This window comes from Nocardia neocaledoniensis, from assembly GCF_029868625.1.
Taxonomy (GTDB): Bacteria; Actinomycetota; Actinomycetes; order Mycobacteriales; family Mycobacteriaceae; genus Nocardia; species Nocardia neocaledoniensis_A.
Genome location: NZ_JARWOJ010000212.1, coordinates 1 through 17,199, shown reverse-complemented (window position 1 = coordinate 17,199; position 17,199 = coordinate 1). Strand labels below are relative to the sequence as shown.

The following is a 17,199-nucleotide window of genomic DNA, read 5'->3' as shown; positions in this document are numbered from 1 at the left end:
CCCGCCGCTGACGCGGCGGACCCTCCTCGAGGTCGGGTCGTGCGGGGCCGGGTTTTCGTCGTCGTGTGCCGCGGCCTTGATCGGGGTGAGTTCCGTTCCGCGCGTAGTACCGCGTCAGCGGCCCTCGTGCACAGTAGAATTCGGTGCGTGGCGATTCCGAATCAGCCGATCGGTGAGACGGTCGAGCACCCGCAGGCGAACCTGATCCTCGTGCTCGGGCTGCTCAGCCCGTTCTGCTGTGGGGTCTTCGGGCCGGTCGCGTGGGTGCTCGGGAAGCGGGCGCTCAACCAGATCGACGAGTCCTACGGCGCGCTCAGCGGCCGTTCGCAGGTGATGATCGGCTACATCGCGGGCATCATCGGCACCATTCTCATGGTGCTGTTCGCGATGCTGTACCTGGCCGGGTCCTGCAACGGGAACTTCTGACGCGTCAGTCCAAGCCGGGGCGCTCGGCGACGGCGTCGCCGGCGGGCCACTCGGCGCTGATGCTGCCGGTCCACTTCGGCGCGCGCCGTTCCTTGAACGCGGCCATGGCCTCGCCGCCGTCGACGCTCTTGGCGACGTGCGCGTTGAGTTCGGTCTCGAGCTGACCGACCATCGTCGGGGTCGTCATCCCGAGGCTCTGCCAGATCAGCCGCTTGGTCAGCGCCACGGGCAGTGGGGCCGGTCCGGTGGCGATGTCGTGGGCAACGGCCATGGCGGTCGGCAGCACCTCGCCGGCGGGCAGGCTCGCGTTGGCCAGGCCCATCGACTTGGCCTCGTCGCCGTCGAAGGTGCGGCCGGTGAGCATGATGTCGGCGGCGTTGGCCAGCCCGGCCAGGCGCGGCACCGTCCAGTGCGCGTACCCGTCGGCGAGTACGCCGCGACGGACCTGGCTCAGGCCGTAGACGGCGTCACCGGCGAAGTAGCGCAGATCGCACTGCAGGGCCAGCGCCAGGCCGATGCCGACGGCGTGCCCGTTCACCGCGGCGATCACCGGCTTGCGGACCTGCCACGGCGGCGGATCGAGGGTCGCGCTCACCTCGCCGGCGCGGGCCGACAGATCCGCGCCTGCGCAGAACGCCGGCGGGGTGCCGGTGATCACCACCGCGCGGATCGAATCCTCGAGGTCGCAGCGGCGCAGCGCGGCGCTCAGCTCGGCCGCCATGGTCGGCGTGACGGCGTTCTGCTGCGCGGGACGGTTGAGGGTGAGCACGGCGACACCCGCCGCGACATCGACGAGCAGTTCCGAACTCATGGGCCGAATGGTACTAGCCGCGGCCGGATGGGAGGCGGGTTCACTCCCGCAGCAGGTGCCGTCCGATGGCGTATTTGTGCACCTCGGTCGGCCCGTCGTAGAGGCGGAAGGCGCGCATGTCCCGGAACAGCATCTCCACCACCGTCTCGTCGCTGATGCCGATCCCGCCGAGCACCTGCACGCAGCGGTCGGTGACCTTGAACAGCTCCTCGGACACGTACGACTTGGCCATCGAGGACTCGTGCCTGGCCTGCTCGCCCCGATCCATCAGCCAGCAGCTGTGCCAGATCGTCAACCGGCACTGGTGCAGCGCCACCTCGTTGTCGGCGAGCATGAACGACACGCCCTCGTGCTCGCCGATGGGCTTGCCGAACGCGGTGCGGGTGCGCGCGTAGTCCAGGGCGATGCTCTGTGCCCGTTCGGCCGCGCCCAGCCAGCGCATGCAGTGGGTGAGCCGCGCGGGGGCCAGTCGCAGCTGGGCATAGCGCAGGGCCTGTCCGGTGCGGCCGAGCACGGCCGAGGGCGGCAGCGTGAGGTTCTCGAAGCGCACCACGGCGTGCCCGCCGACGTAGTTGCGGTCCATCGTGTTCATGATCCGCTCGATGACGATGCCCTCGGCGCCGCCGTCGGCGAGGAACAGCGTCGGCCCGGCGGGCACGTGCGGGTTCTCGGCCAGCTTGGCCATGATGATCCAGGTCTTGGCGCCGTCGGCGCCGGTGATCAGCCATTTGCGCCCGTTGATCACGTAGTTCTCGCCGTCGAACACGGCCTCGGTGCTCAGCTGCCCGGGATCGGAACCGGCGCCGCCTGGCTCGGTCATCGCGAACACCGAGCGCTGCTCGCCGCGGATCACCGGCATCAGGAACTGGTCGACCTGGTCCGGGTCGGCGATCTTGCCGAGCAGGAACATGTTGCCCTCGTCGGGCGCGGCGCAGTTCATCGCGACCGGGCCGAGCGTCGACCAGCCCGCGGCCTCGTAGACCACGGCCTGCTCCACATGCGAGAGCCCGAGCCCGCCGTATTCGACCGGCGCCTGCACCGTCAGCAGCTTCTCCGCCCTGGCCAGCTCCACCAGCTCGGCGCGCAGGTCGTCGGTCGGCCCGTGCGCGGTGAGGCGCGGGTCGCGCTCGAACGGCACGATCCGATCGGCGACGAACGCGCGGACACGATCGCGCAGGGCGGCCAGGTCATCCGGAATGCTGAAGTCGATCATGGTGTGTAGTTTGCGCGCTGACGATCAGCGGCCGGGCCATTTCGGCCCCGAGTGACACCAAATTCTCAGCGGGCGGGAATCAGCCGCCGGTTGCGGTGCCCGACCACTCGGCACACCAGGTAGATGGTGAACGAGATCCCGGTGACGAACGTCGACACCGGCACACCGGGTGCCAGCGAGAGCAGCAGCCCGCCCACGGCCGCGACCTCGGCGAAGATCACCGACAGCACCGCCGCCCGCAGCGGGCTCGCCGTCACCTGGGCCGCCGCCGCGGCCGGGGTGATCAGGATCGCCAGCACCAGCAGCGCGCCCACGATCTGCACGCCGAACGCGGCGGTGACGCCGAGCAGCACCGCGAACACCACCGACAGCGCCCGCACCGGCACGCCACGCGCCACCGCGACCTCGGGATCGGCGCTGGCGAACAGCAGCGGCCGATACACCACCGAGAGCACCGCGAGCACGCCCGCAGTGCAGGTGAGCAGCAGCGCGAGTCCGTCGTAGCCGACGCTGGCGACCTGCCCGGTGAGCAGCGAAAACTTCGAGCCGGCGCGGTCGGGCGCGAGCCACAGGAAAAGCACCGACAGGCCGAGACCGAACGAGAGCACCACCGCGATCACCGAATCGCGTTCGCGCGCACGGGAACCCAGCCAGCCGAACAGGATCGCGGCGACGACCGACCCGGCGATCGCGCCGAACCCGACCCCCACCCCGGCCAGCAGCGCGGCCGACGCGCCGGTGAGCGACAGTTCACTGGTGCCGTGCACGGCGAACGACATCTGCCTGCTGACGATCAGCGGCCCGATCAACCCGGCCAGCAGCCCGAGCAGGGCGCTGGCCAGCAGCGCCTGCTGGACGAAGTCGTAGGTGAGCAGGTCGGCGGTGGTGCCGATGTCGAACATCTGCTGCCAGACCTTGGTGAGCTTGTCCATCAGGCGGTACCGCCGAGCGCGTCCATGTCGTCGCCGGTGCCGACGACGACCAGCCGGTCGCGCACCCGCAGTACCTCGACCTCGGTGCCGTAGAGCTCCGAGAGGGTGGCCGAGGTCATCACCTCGTCGGGGGTGCCGATCCGGAACTCGCCGTCGACCAGGTACAGCACCCGGTCGACGAGCGGCAGGATCGGATTGATCTCGTGGGTCACGAACAGCACGGCGGTGTCGTGCTCGCGGCGACGCCGGTCGACGAGCTCGGCGACCAGCCGCTGATTGGCCAGGTCGAGGCTGAGCAGCGGCTCGTCGCACAGCAGCACCGACGGATCGCCGACGAGCGCCTGCGCGACCCGCAGCCGCTGCTGCTCGCCACCGGAGAGCGACTCCAGCGGGGCGTGCGCGAACTTCTGCGCGCCCACCGCGGCCACCGCCGCCTCGACCTTGCGGGCGCGCTCGCCACGGCCACGCCAGCCCAGGCCCCACCGGTGCCCGTCGACGCCGAGGCCGACCAGGTCGACACCGCGCAGCTGTACCCCGGCGTCGATGGTCTTCTGCTGCGGGATGTAGCCGATGCCCGGATTGCCGACATCGGCGCGTCTGCCCGCGATCTCCGCGGTGCCCGCCGTCAGGCCGAGCCTGCCGAGCAGCACCCGCAGCAGCGAGGTCTTGCCGGAGCCGTTGGGACCGAGGACCGCGATGAATTCGCCAGGGGCGACGTCGAGGTCGAGCTCGCGCCAGAGGGTGCGCTCGCCGAAGGACAGCGTGGCGCCACGCAGCCGGATGGCCGCGGCGCTGTGCTCCGCCGGTGCGGTGGCGGCCGGTGCCGCTTCCTCAGTCGTCGACACGGTCGTTCCTCAGCGCAGTGCGGCGGCGAGCGCCTTGGCGTTCGCGGTCTGCCACTGCACGTAATCCATTCCGGCGGGCAGGGTTTCGGTGACCTCGACGACCGCGACACCGGCGTCCTGCGCGGCGGTGCGCAGGTCCTGGGTGACCTTGTCCTCGGTCTGGGTGTTGTAGATCAGCGCCTTGACCTGCTTGCCGGTGATCAGGTCGCGGGTCGCGGCGACGGCGGCCGGGGCCGGGTCGGTCTCCTGCTCGATCGCTTCCTGGAACTCGTGCGGCGTCTTGTCCTGCGCGGTCGCGGCCACCAGCAGGTAGTGCGCGAGCGGCTCGGACTGGGCGACCGGCGCGTTGGGATGCTGGGTGGCGATGGTGCCGGTGATGGTGCTGACGCCGATCAGCTGGTTCTTGAAGGTCGTCGCCCGCTCGGTGTAGGCGGCGGCGTTGGCGGAGTCGAGCTCGCCCAGCTCGGCGGCGATCCGGTCGGCGACGGCGGCGACGGTGGTGACGTCGTACCAGACGTGCTCGTTCTCGTCGCTCTTGTCGATGCGCTGCTCGAACGCCTCGACGGTCCGCTTGTCCTTGCCGGAGATGGCCTTCTCGATGAACTCGTCGTAGTGTCCGCCGTTGAACACGACCAGATCGGCATCGCTGATCTTGGCGGTGTCGGTGGCCGAGGTCTCGAACGAGTGCGGATCGGCGGCGGGATCGCTGATGATCGAGGTCACCTCGACCTCCGGCCCGGCCACGGCGGTCGCGATGGAACCCCACACATTGGTGGACGCGACGATCGCGAGGCCATCGGCATCCTTGGACCCGTCACCACAGGCGGCGAGCCCGACCGCGACGGCCGCCCCGACCGTGAGACCAGCACAGATGCGGACGAATCGACTGTTCACGCGGTACTCCTGCTAACCCGAAAACTCATAATGGAAATCGTTACCGTTTTAGATTAGCAGGACCGAGTACCCAGCACGAACCGCATCGAAAAGCCGGGCTCGGGATTCGAGCCCGGCTCACCGATCAGCGGATCAGACCAGCACGTCGGCGGGCTGGCTGAGCAGTTGGGCGCAGCGCAGCAGGCCGAGGTGGCTGTAGGCCTGCGGGTGGTTGCCGAGGGAACGCTCGGCGACCGGGTCGTACTCCTCGCTCAGCAGGCCGGTGGGGCCCGCGGCGGCGACGAGCTGGGCGAACAGGGCCTCGGCGTCCGAGCGGCGGCCGATGAGCAGGTAGGCCTCCACCAGCCAGGCGGCGCAGAGGTGGAAACCGCCCTCGCCGCCGGGCAGGCCGTCGTCGTGGTGGTAGCGGTAGACCGTCGCGCCGCTGCGCAGCTCGGCCTCGGTCGCCACGACGGTCGCCGCGAAGCGCGGGTCGGCCGGGTCGATCAGGCCGCTCAGGCCGATGTGCAGGGTCGCGGCGTCGAGATCGGTGCCGTCGTAGGCGGCGGTGTAGGACTGCACCTCCTCGTTCCAGCCCTTCGCCTTCACCTCCTCGGCGATGAGGTCGCGCAGCGGGGCCCATTCGGGATCGGCCGGGCGGTCGAAGCGCTCGGCCAGGGTCAGCGCGCGATCGATCGTCAGCCAGCCCATCACCTTCGAGTACACGTGGTGCCGCGGGTTGCCGCGGATCTCCCAGATGCCGTGATCGGGCTCCGTCCAGCGCCGCTGCACCGCCGACACCATGGCGTGCACCAGCTCCCAGTCGGCGTCGGGCAGCGCCTTGATGGGCTCGGTGATGCCCTGCCGTTCCCGCTCGTGCGCCATCGTGGTGATCAGGTCCACGATCGGCCCGAACACGTCGAGCTGCACCTGCATGTTGGCCGCGTTGCCCACGCGCACCGGGCGCGAGCCCGCGTAGCCCGGCAGCAGGTCGATGACGGCTTCCGGCGGCAGTGTCTCGCCGTAGATCGTGTACAGCGGGTGCAGCCGCTCGGGGCCGGGGATCGTGTCGAGCACGCGGTGCACCCAGCCGAGGAATTCGTCGGCCTCGGTCAGCGAACCGAGGTGCACGAGCGCCTGCGCGGTCAGCGACGCGTCGCGCAGCCAGCAGTAGCGGTAGTCCCAGTTGCGCACGCCGCCGATGTCCTCCGGCAGCGAGGTGGTCGCCGCGGCCAGGATGGAGCCGGACGGGCGGTGCACCAGGCCGCGCAGGGTCAGCGCCGAACGCTTCATCAGATCGGGCTTGAGCGGGGGCAGCTGGAGCCCGGCGGCCCAGTCCGACCAGTACTGCTCGGCGAGCTGGCGACGCTGATGCTCCGGTGTCATCGAGGGCGCCAGATCGGCTGTGCCGCAGCGCAGTTCGAGGACGACGGGCGCGGCCGACGGGTCGACCACCGCGCGCGCCTGCTCGCTGATGCCGTCGAACAGGATCTCCCACTCGACGCCGGGGGAGCGCAGCACCATGGGCTCGTTGGTGCCGCTCACCCGCAGGCCACCGGTCACCGCCTCGATGCGCACCGGCACCTGACCGAACTCCGGCCGCGGCGCGAAGGTGACGACGGCCTTCGCGTCGCCGGTGATCACGCGGGTCAGGTCGGTGCGGTCGGCGGGCACGTCGTGCGGCAGGTAGTCCATCACCTGCAGGCTGGACCAGCGGGTCTGCACGGTCATCGTGCCGTCCACATAGCGCTGCGACAGCGGCAGGCCCGCGCGCTCGGGCGCCACGGTGAAGTGTCCGGCGGCCGCGCCGCCGAGCAGGTGCGCGAACACCGCCGCCGAGTCGGGCTCGGGGTGGCAGAACCAGGTGACCGTCGCGTCGGGGGTGAGCAGCGCGACCGAGCGCGGGCTGGCCAGCATGGTCAGCCGCTCGATCCGGGGCGCGCTCGCGCCGGCGAGCCAGGTGCGGCGCTCCTCCACGAGGAACGCCAGCGCGCGGGCGACGTCCTCGGTGGAGTCGACGCGCAGCTTGGCCAGGCTCTCGCCGTCGCCGACCTTGATGCCGACATCGGGGCCGGACAGCACGCGGAAGGCCTTCTCGTCGGTGACGTCGTCGCCGAAGAACACCGCCGCCGAGGCACTCTCCTGGTGCCGGATGGTGTCGAGCGCGGTGCCCTTGTCGGTCGGGATCACCGCGAGTTCGATCACCGCCTTGCCCTCGGTGACCTGGACGCCGACCCAGCAGGCCGGGCCCTGGCGCACGGAATTCAGTGCGCGCCTGCCGATCTCGGGGCTGGCGTTGCGCACGTGCAGCGCGGCACTCGCCGGCTTGGTCTCGACGGTGACGCCGGGGTTCTCGGCGGCGATCTGGGCGAAGGCGGTCTGGATCTCGGCGAGCAACTGCTTGGCGTCGTTGTCGATCGCGTGCACGAAGCCCACGTCGAACTCCGAGCCGTGGCTGCCGATCAGCTGCACCTCGACCGGTAGGCGCGAGAGCGCGGCCAGATCACGTAGCGCGCGACCGGAAATCACCGCGGCGGTGGTGTTGGACAGACCGGCGAGGGCGCGTAGCGCGCTGACCGATTCCCGATGGGGAAACGCCTTCGTCGGGTCGGACACGATCGGGGCGATGGTCCCGTCGTAGTCCGAGGCAACCAAGAGCCGTGGCACGCGCGCAACCGACGCCAGTGCACGGCGGACATCCAAGGGCAGATCCTGTGCGCTCACGCATCCAACCTAGTGATCGGGGGAGTTGATCAGGGGGCGCGAAAAACAATACTGCGTCAATTCTGACGCACCGGCGGCGCGGCGGGTTGTGCGTGCGGTGTCTCGCAAATCCTGGGCATATGCACGATCGGCCATACATCCTCCGTAGGAGGGCATATGGCCGATCGGTGCGCAGGGGGCGTGGGTTACCCGCGATCACCCAGCAACAGGTCGACGGTGAGTTCGAGGCGTTCTGTGACGTCGGTCGCCGAGGCCCGCCGGGTGAGCCAGGCCACCAGGTTCGACAGCCACACGTCCGAGATGACTCTGGCGATGGCGAGCTGACGCTCGTCGGGCTCGCCGTCGCTCATCGCGCGGGCGAAGACGCGGTCCATCACCTTGCCGACGCGATCGACCTCGGCGGCCGCGGAGGCGTCGGCGAACATGAACGCGCGCGTCATGGCCTCGGTGAGCAGCGGGTCGCGCTGCATCATCCGGGTGATCTGGGTGAGCAGGCCGTGCATGCGCTCGGAGGGGCCGTCGCCGGGTAGTGGGCGACGCTTGCCCTCGAACTGCTCGAATTCCCTGGCCAGGGCCGAGACCAGCAGGTGCACCTTGGACGGGAAGTAGCGGTAGAGGGTGCCGACGGCGACGTCGGCGCGCTCGGCCACCGCGCGCATCTGCACGGCGTCGTAGCCGCCCTTGGAGGCCAGCGCCAGCGTGGCGTCGAGGATGCGCTTGCGCCGTTCGCGCTGGGCGTTGGAACTCAGCTCGTCCTCGGACAGTGTCGTCACGGTGGGCGTGGGGGCGGGACTGTCCATCGTGGAAACCCTTTCGCTGAGTGCACCTGAATCGTCTGCCGAGCACGTCTCTTGACTTATACCCGGCCCGGATATTAGAACATGTTCTAGGAGTGGGAGCCACGCCGGAAGGGCGGTTTTTCTTGTGACCATCGCCACCACTGACGAGCATAAAGCCGCCGCGGAGTCGCTGCGGGGCTGGGCGAGTTCGGTCGCGCCGATTGCAACAATGCGGGCCGGCGGTGCCGGAAGCTGGCACACGTACTGGCCCGCGCTGACCGAGTTCGGCCTCTTCGAGGTCGCGCTCGACGAGGAACACGGCGGCCTCGGCGGCACCGTCGCCGACCTCGCCGTGTTCCTGGAACAGACCGCCGACGACCTGGTCGCCGGACCGGTACTGGCCACCGCGCTGGCCGGGTTGATCACCCAGGGCGCGGTGACCGGCGGCGCGCCGTGCGGTGTCGCCGTGCCGACCGACGAGGTCGCGGCCAAGGCGGTCGACACCGACGAGGGCTGGACCGTCACCGGGACATGGGAATTCGTCTACGGCGCCGACGCCGAGACCCAGGTGCTCGTCCCGGCGAACACCGTCGACGGAGTGCGCTGGCTGCTGATCCCGGCCGCGTCCGCCACCATCTCGCCGCTGTCGAGTTCGGATCACACCGTGTCGCTGGCCCGGGTCGCGGCCACCGAGGTCGCCGTCCCGTCGGCGCGCGGGTTCGCCCCCGACGTCGACGTGGCCGACCTGTTCGTCGCCCTCGCGGTGGCCGAGCTGGCCGGGGTCGCGGGCTGGTGCCTGCGCACCGCGGTCGACTACGCCAAGGTCCGCGAGCAGTTCGGCAAGCCGATCGGCAGCTTCCAGGCCATCAAGCACATCTGCGCGTGGATGCTGTGCCGCACCGAGCTGATCCGCGCGGTCGCCGCCGACGCCGCCGCCGCGATCGACGAGGGCGGGGCGGAACTGCCGATCGCCGCCGCCGTCGCCGCGGCCACCGCGCTCGACGCCGCGGTCGACACCGCCAAGGACGCCATCCAGGTGCTCGGCGGTATCGGCTTCACCTGGGAGCACGACGCGCACTTCTACCTGCGCCGGGCCAGCGCCCTGCGGCAGCTGCTCGGTGGGTCGGCCCGCTGGCGGGCCAGGGTCGCCGAACTCACCAGGGCCGGGCAGCGCCGCACCACCGGCGCCGAGCGCGTCCTCGGTGACGTCGCGGGCGATACCGCGCTGACCGCCGAGATCGCCGCCATCGCCGCGCTTGCTCCCGAGCAGCGGCGCCGGGCCCTGGTCGAGGGCGGGTTCGTGATGCCGCACTGGCCGAAACCGTATGGGCGCGAAGCCGATCCGATGACGTGCCTGCAGATCGCCGAACAGCTGCGCCGGGCCGAGCTCGAGGTCCCCGACCTCGCGGTCGCCGGCTGGGCGGTGCCGACGCTGCTGCGCTTCGGCACCGAGGCGCAGATCGAGCGCTATGTCTGGCCGACGCTGCACGGCGAGGTCACCTGGTGTCAGCTGTTCAGCGAGCCGGGCGCGGGCTCGGACCTCGCGGCACTGCGCACCACGGCCGAGAAGGTCGACGGTGGCTGGGTGCTGCGCGGCCAGAAGGTCTGGACCTCGCTGGGCTCGGAGGCCAACTGGGGCATCTGCCTGGCGCGCACCGATCCCACCGCCGCCAAGCATCGTGGGATCAGCTACTTCCTGGTCGACATGCACGCCGCCGGGGTACAGGTGCGGCCCTTGGTGACGATCACCGGCGAGGCCCGCTTCAGCGAGGTCTTCCTCGACGAGGTGTTCGTCCCGGACGACTGCCTGGTCGGCGCGCTGAACAACGGCTGGAAGATCGCGCGCACCACCCTGTCGGCCGAGCGGGTCGCCATGGGCGGCGGCGGGATCGGCGGCGCGCTGGAGGCGCTGCTGGACCGTTTCCCGGTCGGTGGATGGGGAACTGAGTTGCGTGAGGACCGGTTCGGCGCCCTGATCACCTCGTCGATTGCTGGCTCGTTGCTGGAGCAGCGCATCGCGGAGGCGACGATGGCCGGAGTGGACGCGGGCGCCCAGGCGAGCGTGCGCAAACTCGTCGGTGTCCGGCACCGGCAGGACCTGGCGGAATACGCCTTGGAACTTTCTGGCGAAGAAGGTTCCCTGGAAGAAGACGCTCTGAAAGAATTCTTGCTCACACGCTGTCTCTCCATCGCGGGCGGTACCGAGCAGATCCTGTTGACCGTGGCCGCCGAACGGATTCTCGGCCTGCCGCGCGATGCGGACAGTTAGCTCGATGAGGGAGGACGCCGTGGACTTCACCCGCGACGAAAGCGCCGACGCTGTTGCCGAGGTGGTCGTGAGCCTGCTCGAACGCGAGCAGGCCCGAGATATGGAATTGTGGCCGAGCCTGATCGACTCCGGCCTGCTCGCGGTGCCGGTACCCGAGCGGTTCGGTGGCGACGGCATGGGCCTGCTCGAGGTGTCGGCCCTGCTCATGGAGCTGGCCACCGACGCGGTGGCGGTGCCTGCGCTGCCGACCTTCGGGTTCGGTGTGCTGCCGCTGGCGCCGGTGCTGCCCGACGAGCTCGCCGGGCTGGTGCTCGCCGAGGTCGGCAAGGGCACCGTGCTCACCGCCGCGCTCAACGAGCCGGGCGCGCCGTTCACCACCGCGCCGAGCACCAAGGCCGTGCGCGACGGTGACACCGTGCGGATCACCGGGCGCAAGGTCGGCGTGATCTACGCCGAGCAGGCGCGCTGGATCCTGGTGCCCACCGACGCGGGTGTCGCGCTGGTGGAATCGGTCGCACCCGGCCTGGAGATCATCCCGGTGCAGGGCTCGGCGGGCATCCCCGAGGCGACGCTGGTGCTCGACGAGGTCGAGATCCCGGCCGCGCAACTGCTGCCCGACCTGCTGCCCAGCCTGCACCGCCACGCCCTGGCCACCCTCGGCGCCGTCGCCGACGGCCTGCTCAAGGGCGCGCTCACGCTGACCGCCGAACACGTCCGCACCCGCGAACAGTTCGGCAGGCCGCTGGCCGAGTTCCAGGCGGTGGCGCAGGAGATCGCCGACCTGTACGTGGTCTCGCGGACCCTGCACGTGGCCGCGGAATCGGCGTGCTGGGCGCTGGCCCAGGACGACCCGTCGCCCGAGCACCAGCGCCGCATCGACGAGGACCTCGACGTGCTCGCCTACTGGGCCGCGGCCGAAGTCCCGCGCGCCATGCAGCAATGTCACCACCTGCACGGTGGACTGGGTGTGGATATCACCCACCCGATGCACCGGTACTACTCACAGGCCAAAGACCTCGCCCGTCTGCTCGGCGGCGCGGGCCTGCGCCTCGACCTCCTGGGAGCAAGATGTTCATCGATCTGACCGCCGAACAGCGGCGGTTGCGCGAGGAATTGCGTTCCTATTTCGCCGATCTCGTCACGCCGGCCGAACACGCCGAGATGGCGGTCAACCGGCACGGCCCCGCCTATCGCGCGGTCGTGAGCCGGATGGGCCGTGACGGCTGGCTCGGCGTCGGCTGGCCGAAGGAATTCGGCGGCCAGGGCTTCGGCCCGATGGAACAGCAGATCTTCTTCAACGAGGCGGTGCGCGCCGATGTGCCGCTGCCGCTGGTCACCCTGCTGACCGTCGGCCCGACGCTGCAGAAGTACGGCACCGAGGAACAGAAGAAGAAGTTCCTGCCCGGAATCCTCTCCGGCGACATCCATTTCGCGATCGGCTACTCCGAGCCGGAGGCGGGCACCGACCTCGCCGCGCTGCGCACCACCGCGGTGCGGGACGCAAACGGCGACTGGATCGTCAACGGCCAGAAGATCTTCACCACCGGCGCGCACGACGCCGACTACGTGTGGCTGGCCTGCCGCACCGGGTCGGTGGAATCGCGGCACCGCGGCATCACGATCCTGATCGTCGACACCGAGGACCCCGGCTACTCCTGGACCCCGATCATCACCTGCGACGGCGCCCACCACACCAACGCCACCTACTTCGACGATGTGCGGGTACCGGCGGAGATGCTGGTCGGCGAGGAGAACCGGGGCTGGCGGCTGATCACCACCCAGCTCAACCACGAGCGCGTCAGCCTCGGCCCCTCGGGCAAGATCGAGCAGCTCTACGACCGCCTGCGCGACTGGTCGGCCGAGCATCAGCTGCTCGGTGAGCCCGAGGTGCGCCGCGCGCTGGGCCGGGTGCGCACCATGGTGCGGCTCAACGAGTTGCTGAACTGGCAGGTCGCGGCCGCCGACCCGGCCGCCGCGCAGAACACCGTCATCGCCGACGCCTCGGCCACCAAGATCTTCTCCACCGAATCCCTGCAGGAGGCGGGCCGCGTCGTCGAGGAGATCGTGGGCCGCTACGGCGACCCGGCCGAGCCGGGCACCGCCGACCTGCTCGGCTGGCTGGACCGCCGGACCAAGCAGAACATCGTCGTCACCTTCGGCGGCGGCGTCAACGAGATCATGCGCGAACTGGTGGCCTCGGCCGGCCTGGAACTGCCGCGCGTCCCCCGATGAGCAAGGAGCCGGGCGTGCCGGAGAGCATCACCCCAGAAGACATCCCAGAGGCGCTGGCGAAGCTGGCCGCGGCGGGTGAGTCCGCGCCGCGGGCCGGGCGCGACCCGGTGAACCAGCCGATGATCAACAACTGGGTCGAGGCGATCGGCGACACCAACCCGATCTACGTCGACGAGGCCGCCGCCAAGGCCGCCGGGCACCCCGGCATCGTCGCACCGCCCGCCATGGCACAGGTGTGGACGATGAACGGCCTGCGCGGTCAGCGCACCGCCGACGACCCGCTCGGCCTGGCGACCCAGCTGCTCGACGAGGCAGGCTACACCTCCGTCGTCGGCACCAACTGCGAGCAGACCTACCACCGTTACCTGCGTCCGGGCGAGGAGGTGACCGTCACCAGCAGGCTCTCGGAGTTCAAGGGCCCCAAGCGCACCGGGCTCGGCGACGGCTGGTTCCTCACCTTCACCACCACCTGGTCGGTCGGTGACGAGGTGGTCACCGAGATGCTGTTCCGCATCCTGAAGTTCGCGCCCGCCGCGAAGGACACGGCGGCACCCGCGGCGAGCGACATCGAGCTCGCGCCCGAGGGCCGGGTCGGCCCGGTGATCTCCAAGGACACCGAATTCTTCTGGGCCGGTACCGAGCTCGGCGAGCTGCGCATCCAGCGCCTGCCCGACGGTTCGCTGCGGCATCCGCCGGTGCCCGCCCTCTGGCAGGACAAGGCCGAGACCACCGACTACGTGGTCGCGGCGGGTACCGGCACCGTGTTCAGCTTCGTCGTGCACCACGCGCCGAAGGTGCCGGGCCGCGACCTGCCGTTCGTGGTCGCGCTGGTCGAGCTCGAAGAGGGGGTGCGCATGCTCGGCGAGCTGCGCGGCATCGACCCGTCCGAGGTCGCGATCGGGGTGCCGGTGCGCGCCGCCTTCGAGAAACTCCCCGACGGCACCGTTCTGCCCTACTGGCAGGCCCAGCGGTGAGTGCCGCGCCTCGTCGCGAGGGTTCCGCAGCGGGACACCTCGCGCGGGGTTGCGCCGCGCCGACTCGCTCTGCCCGTCCGGAAAGGACCAGCTTGTGACAACCACCATCGATCCCGCCGCGCTAGCGGTGGGTACCTCGCTTCCGGAGCTGGTGATCCACGCCGATCCCACCTTCGTGATCAGTACCGCCCTGGCCACCAGGGATTTCCAGGACGTGCACCACGATCGCGACAAGGCGGTCGAGCGCGGGTCCAGCGACATCTTCGTCAACATCCTCACCGACACCGGTCTGGTGCAGCGCTTCGTCACCGACTGGGCCGGGCCGGGGGCGGTGGTGAAGTCGATCGCGTTGCGCCTCGGGGTGCCGCTGTATTCCGGTGACACGCTGACCCTTTCGGGCACGGTCACCGAGGTGTCCGGTGACCGGGTCACGATCGACGTGCGCGGTCGCGACAGCCTCGGCGAGCACATCACGGCCACCGCGGTGATCTCCCTACCTTCTCTGGAGCAGTCATGAGCTTGTCCGGGAAAGCCGCCATCGTCGGCATCGGCGCCACCGATTTCTCGAAGGACTCCGGCCGCAGCGAATTGCGGCTGGCCGCCGAGGCGGTCAGCGCGGCACTGGCCGACGCGGGCCTGACGCCCGCCGACGTCGACGGCCTGACCACCTTCACCATGGACACCAACACCCAGGCCGCCGTGGCCAGGGCCGTCGGCATCCCGAGCCTGAAGTTCTTCAGCCACATCGGCTATGGCGGCGGCGCGGCGTGCGCGACCGTGCAGCAGGCCGCCATGGCGGTGGCCACCGGCGTGGCCGACGTGGTGGTCGCCTACCGCGCGTTCAACGAGCGCTCCGGCGCCAGGTTCGGTCAGTTCTCGCCCGCGCTGGCCGCCGCGCCGACCTCCTCGGGAATCGACGCGGGCTGGGCCTACCCGCAGGGCCTCGGCACACCCGCCGCGCAGGTCGCGATGGTCGCGCGCCGGTACATGCACGTCACGGGCGCGACCAGTGCCGACTTCGGCGCCGTCGCGGTGGCCGATCGCAAGCATGCCGCGGTGAACCCGAACGCCTTCTTCTACGGCAAGCCGATCACCCTGGAACAGCACCAGGATTCGCGCTGGATCGCCGAACCGCTGCATCTGCTCGACTGCTGCCAGGAGTCCGACGGCGGCGTCGCCATCGTCGTCACCAGCGTTGAGCGCGCGCGCGACCTCCCGCAGCGGCCCGCGATCATCGCCGCGGCCGCACAGGGCAGCGGGGCCGACCAGTACGTGATGACCAGCTACTACCGCGACGCCATGACCGGCCTGCCGGAAATGGGTCTGGTCGGCGACCAGCTGTGGGCGCAGAGCGGCCTGAGCGCCGCCGACATGCAGGCCGCGATCCTCTACGACCACTTCACCCCGTTCGTGCTCATGCAGCTCGAGGAACTGGGGTTCTGTGGTCGCGGCGAGGCCAAGGACTTCATCGCCGACGGCGCCATCGAGATCGGTGGCAAGCTGCCGCTGAACACCCACGGCGGTCAGCTCGGCGAGGCCTACATCCACGGCATGAACGGCATCGCCGAGGGCGTGCGCCAGATCCGGGGTACCTCGGTGAACCAGGTGGACGGCCTGGAGCGCATCGTGGTCACCGCGGGCACCGGCGTGCCCACCTCTGGCCTGGTCCTCACCGCCTAGCGGTTACCCACGCTGAGCGGCCACCGCGCGGCTCAGCGTGGGCTCCGGCGTCACCAGCTGCGCCGGATGTCGCCCTTCGGCCCGGCGACGAGGCTCGACGCCGGCACGTCCGCGGCGACGACAGCACCGGCGGCGATCACGGCATCGCGCCCGATACTGACCCCCGGCAGAATGGTCGCGCCCGCACCGATCCACACGTTCTCCGCGACGTCGATCGGTCCGCCCGTGAGGAATTCCCGTCGCTCCACCGGATCGACCGGATGACCCATGGTGATCATCGTGACCTTCGGCGCGATCATCACGCCCCGGCCGAGCCGGATGCCCGCGTAGTCGAGGAACGTGCACCCCTGATTGATGAACACCCGCTCCGCGAGGTCGAGGTTCAGTCCGTGGTCGGTGTAGAAGGGCGGGTAGATCGTGACGCCCGCCGCCAGCGGACGGCCGAGGATCTGCTCGAAGAGCGCGGCCTTGGCCGCCTCGTCCTCGAAGGGTGTGCTGTTGAGCCGCGAGGTCAGCGCGGTGACCTCGAGTACCCGCTCGTGCATCGCGGTGAACTCGACGCCGAGCACCCGTTCGCCGCGCGCCAGGAGCTCGGGATCGTGGATCCGCATGAGGTTTTCGCTCGCCATCCCACGATTCTCACCCGCCGCCGCGCCGGTTTCGTAGGCTCGGTGCCGTGCCCCCACGCCACCTGGTCGACGTCCACGTGCTCCTGATCCGCGAGGGCGCGCTCCTGCTGAGCCTGCGCCGTAGCGGGGACGAGTTCGACCACCGCTGGCACCTGCCGTCGGGAAAGCTGGAGCTCGGTGAGTCGGCCACGGCGGCCGCCGCTCGCGAGGCCGCCGAGGAGGTCGGGGTACACATCGATCCCGCCGCGCTGCGGTTGATCCACGTCGCCCATGTCACCGCGCCCGGCCGCGAGGCGCGCCTGGGGCTGTTCTTCCGCGCCGATGAGTGGCGGGGCGAGCCGTCCAACCGGGAGCCCGAGAAATGCTATGCGGTGCGCTGGTTCGGCCTCGACGAGTTGCCCGCCGACGTCATCGAATATTCCGCACTCGGAATCGCGGCGTCGAATTCGCACGCCCCGTATTCGGAATTCGGTTGGGCGGTTGACTGATCCGGTGCGAACCGCTGGACAACCTCGCCGGTGACCGGCCTTCGCATCATGTCGCGGCGCAATCACACCATCCGAGTCGCGCGGAATGCGAGCCGCGCTATTCGGAATTCGGTTCGGCCGGTGGTGCCGCGCTCGCCAGAAACCGGGCGATGGGGCGCGCGAGTCGTTCGACGTTGTGATCGGTCCCAGCCGGTTAGCCGGCGCGCCCCCCCGCGCACCCGGGGGAGATAAGGCCCTACAGCAGGGCGGGGAAATAGGGGGGGGGGTGCAGGGGTGGGGGGACCCCCCGCGCGGTTAAGAGGTGGGGAGCCCCGGGGAGTGAGA

Annotated in this window: 16 protein-coding genes; 8 read left to right on the top strand and 8 right to left on the bottom strand. The window is 70.4% G+C overall.

What is annotated here, in order from left to right; all coding sequences use genetic code 11:
- The first annotated feature begins 147 nt into the window (after positions 1 to 147).
- Positions 148 to 426, top strand: coding sequence for a DUF4190 domain-containing protein (locus tag QH270_RS15845; RefSeq protein ID WP_110041357.1), 279 nt, complete (start codon positions 148 to 150; stop codon positions 424 to 426).
- 4 nt (positions 427 to 430) lie between these two features.
- On the opposite strand, the gene QH270_RS15840 is transcribed toward QH270_RS15845, so the two are convergent.
- The 7 genes from QH270_RS15840 to kstR all read right to left on the bottom strand — a co-directional run bounded on the left by QH270_RS15840 (position 431) and on the right by kstR (position 8,624).
- Positions 431 to 1,237 (bottom strand): enoyl-CoA hydratase/isomerase family protein, encoded by an 807-nt coding sequence (locus QH270_RS15840; protein WP_280342694.1) that lies wholly within the window; start codon positions 1,235 to 1,237, stop codon positions 431 to 433.
- A gap of 40 nt (positions 1,238 to 1,277) precedes the next feature.
- A complete protein-coding gene (locus QH270_RS15835; RefSeq protein ID WP_280342692.1) occupies positions 1,278 to 2,450 on the bottom strand; it encodes an acyl-CoA dehydrogenase family protein in 1,173 nt (390 codons plus the stop codon).
- A 65-nt stretch (positions 2,451 to 2,515) separates the two neighbouring features.
- A complete protein-coding gene (locus QH270_RS15830; RefSeq protein ID WP_280342689.1) occupies positions 2,516 to 3,382 on the bottom strand; it encodes a metal ABC transporter permease in 867 nt (288 codons plus the stop codon).
- Positions 3,382 to 4,227, bottom strand: a complete 846-nt coding sequence (locus tag QH270_RS15825; protein ID WP_280342686.1) for a metal ABC transporter ATP-binding protein — start codon at positions 4,225 to 4,227, stop codon at positions 3,382 to 3,384. Before QH270_RS15825 ends, QH270_RS15830 begins: the two co-directional genes overlap by 1 nt.
- 9 nt (positions 4,228 to 4,236) lie before the next feature.
- A complete protein-coding gene (locus QH270_RS15820; RefSeq protein ID WP_280342683.1) occupies positions 4,237 to 5,121 on the bottom strand; it encodes a metal ABC transporter solute-binding protein, Zn/Mn family in 885 nt (294 codons plus the stop codon).
- Positions 5,122 to 5,253: 132 nt separating this feature from the next.
- On the bottom strand, positions 5,254 to 7,824 hold the full coding sequence (gene otsB, locus QH270_RS15815; protein WP_280342680.1) for a trehalose-phosphatase: 2,571 nt from the start codon (positions 7,822 to 7,824) through the stop codon (positions 5,254 to 5,256).
- A 185-nt stretch (positions 7,825 to 8,009) separates the two neighbouring features.
- Positions 8,010 to 8,624 carry a cholesterol catabolism transcriptional regulator KstR gene (kstR, locus tag QH270_RS15810; RefSeq protein ID WP_019044699.1) on the bottom strand — a complete coding sequence of 205 codons (615 nt, stop codon included), beginning with the start codon at positions 8,622 to 8,624 and terminating at the stop codon, positions 8,010 to 8,012.
- 124 nt (positions 8,625 to 8,748) lie between these two features.
- On the opposite strand from kstR, the gene QH270_RS15805 reads away from it, so the two are divergent.
- The 6 genes from QH270_RS15805 (at position 8,749) to QH270_RS15780 (ending at position 15,758) form a co-directional block, all read left to right on the top strand.
- Complete coding sequence (locus tag QH270_RS15805; RefSeq protein WP_280342679.1) at positions 8,749 to 10,872, top strand: acyl-CoA dehydrogenase; 2,124 nt, start codon at positions 8,749 to 8,751, stop codon at positions 10,870 to 10,872.
- Between the two features lie 4 nt (positions 10,873 to 10,876).
- Positions 10,877 to 11,956: an acyl-CoA dehydrogenase family protein gene (locus tag QH270_RS15800; RefSeq protein ID WP_280342676.1), complete on the top strand. Its 1,080-nt coding sequence runs from the start codon at positions 10,877 to 10,879 to the stop codon at positions 11,954 to 11,956.
- Positions 11,941 to 13,104, top strand: coding sequence for an acyl-CoA dehydrogenase family protein (locus QH270_RS15795; RefSeq protein WP_280342673.1), 1,164 nt, complete (start codon positions 11,941 to 11,943; stop codon positions 13,102 to 13,104). The genes QH270_RS15800 and QH270_RS15795 overlap by 16 nt, the downstream gene beginning before the upstream one ends.
- Positions 13,101 to 14,078 (top strand): bifunctional MaoC family dehydratase N-terminal/OB-fold nucleic acid binding domain-containing protein, encoded by a 978-nt coding sequence (locus QH270_RS15790; RefSeq protein WP_432420371.1) that lies wholly within the window; start codon positions 13,101 to 13,103, stop codon positions 14,076 to 14,078. Before QH270_RS15795 ends, QH270_RS15790 begins: the two co-directional genes overlap by 4 nt.
- A gap of 94 nt (positions 14,079 to 14,172) precedes the next feature.
- Entirely contained in the window at positions 14,173 to 14,595 is a 423-nt protein-coding gene (locus QH270_RS15785; protein WP_280342666.1) for a MaoC family dehydratase, read from the top strand.
- A complete protein-coding gene (locus QH270_RS15780) occupies positions 14,592 to 15,758 on the top strand; it encodes a lipid-transfer protein (RefSeq protein WP_280342663.1) in 1,167 nt (388 codons plus the stop codon). The genes QH270_RS15785 and QH270_RS15780 overlap by 4 nt, the downstream gene beginning before the upstream one ends.
- A gap of 50 nt (positions 15,759 to 15,808) precedes the next feature.
- Here the strand turns inward: QH270_RS15780 and QH270_RS15775 are convergent, their stop codons facing one another.
- Complete coding sequence (locus QH270_RS15775) at positions 15,809 to 16,387, bottom strand: DapH/DapD/GlmU-related protein (RefSeq protein WP_280342659.1); 579 nt, start codon at positions 16,385 to 16,387, stop codon at positions 15,809 to 15,811.
- A 47-nt stretch (positions 16,388 to 16,434) separates the two neighbouring features.
- On the opposite strand from QH270_RS15775, the gene QH270_RS15770 reads away from it, so the two are divergent.
- Entirely contained in the window at positions 16,435 to 16,875 is a 441-nt protein-coding gene (locus QH270_RS15770; RefSeq protein WP_280342658.1) for an NUDIX domain-containing protein, read from the top strand.
- The last annotated feature ends 324 nt before the right edge of the window (positions 16,876 to 17,199 follow it).

Coding starts and splice junctions, on each gene's coding strand:
- QH270_RS15795 (WP_280342673.1), top strand. CDS start 11,941: ATGTTCATCGATCTGACCGCCGAACAGCGGCGGTTGCGCGAGGAATTG.
- QH270_RS15800 (WP_280342676.1), top strand. CDS start 10,877: ATGAGGGAGGACGCCGTGGACTTCACCCGCGACGAAAGCGCCGACGCT.
- QH270_RS15830 (WP_280342689.1), bottom strand. CDS start 3,382: ATGGACAAGCTCACCAAGGTCTGGCAGCAGATGTTCGACATCGGCACC.
- kstR (WP_019044699.1), bottom strand. CDS start 8,624: ATGGACAGTCCCGCCCCCACGCCCACCGTGACGACACTGTCCGAGGAC.
- QH270_RS15790 (WP_432420371.1), top strand. CDS start 13,101: ATGAGCAAGGAGCCGGGCGTGCCGGAGAGCATCACCCCAGAAGACATC.
- QH270_RS15775 (WP_280342659.1), bottom strand. CDS start 16,387: ATGGCGAGCGAAAACCTCATGCGGATCCACGATCCCGAGCTCCTGGCG.
- QH270_RS15835 (WP_280342692.1), bottom strand. CDS start 2,450: ATGATCGACTTCAGCATTCCGGATGACCTGGCCGCCCTGCGCGATCGT.
- QH270_RS15780 (WP_280342663.1), top strand. CDS start 14,592: ATGAGCTTGTCCGGGAAAGCCGCCATCGTCGGCATCGGCGCCACCGAT.
- QH270_RS15840 (WP_280342694.1), bottom strand. CDS start 1,237: ATGAGTTCGGAACTGCTCGTCGATGTCGCGGCGGGTGTCGCCGTGCTC.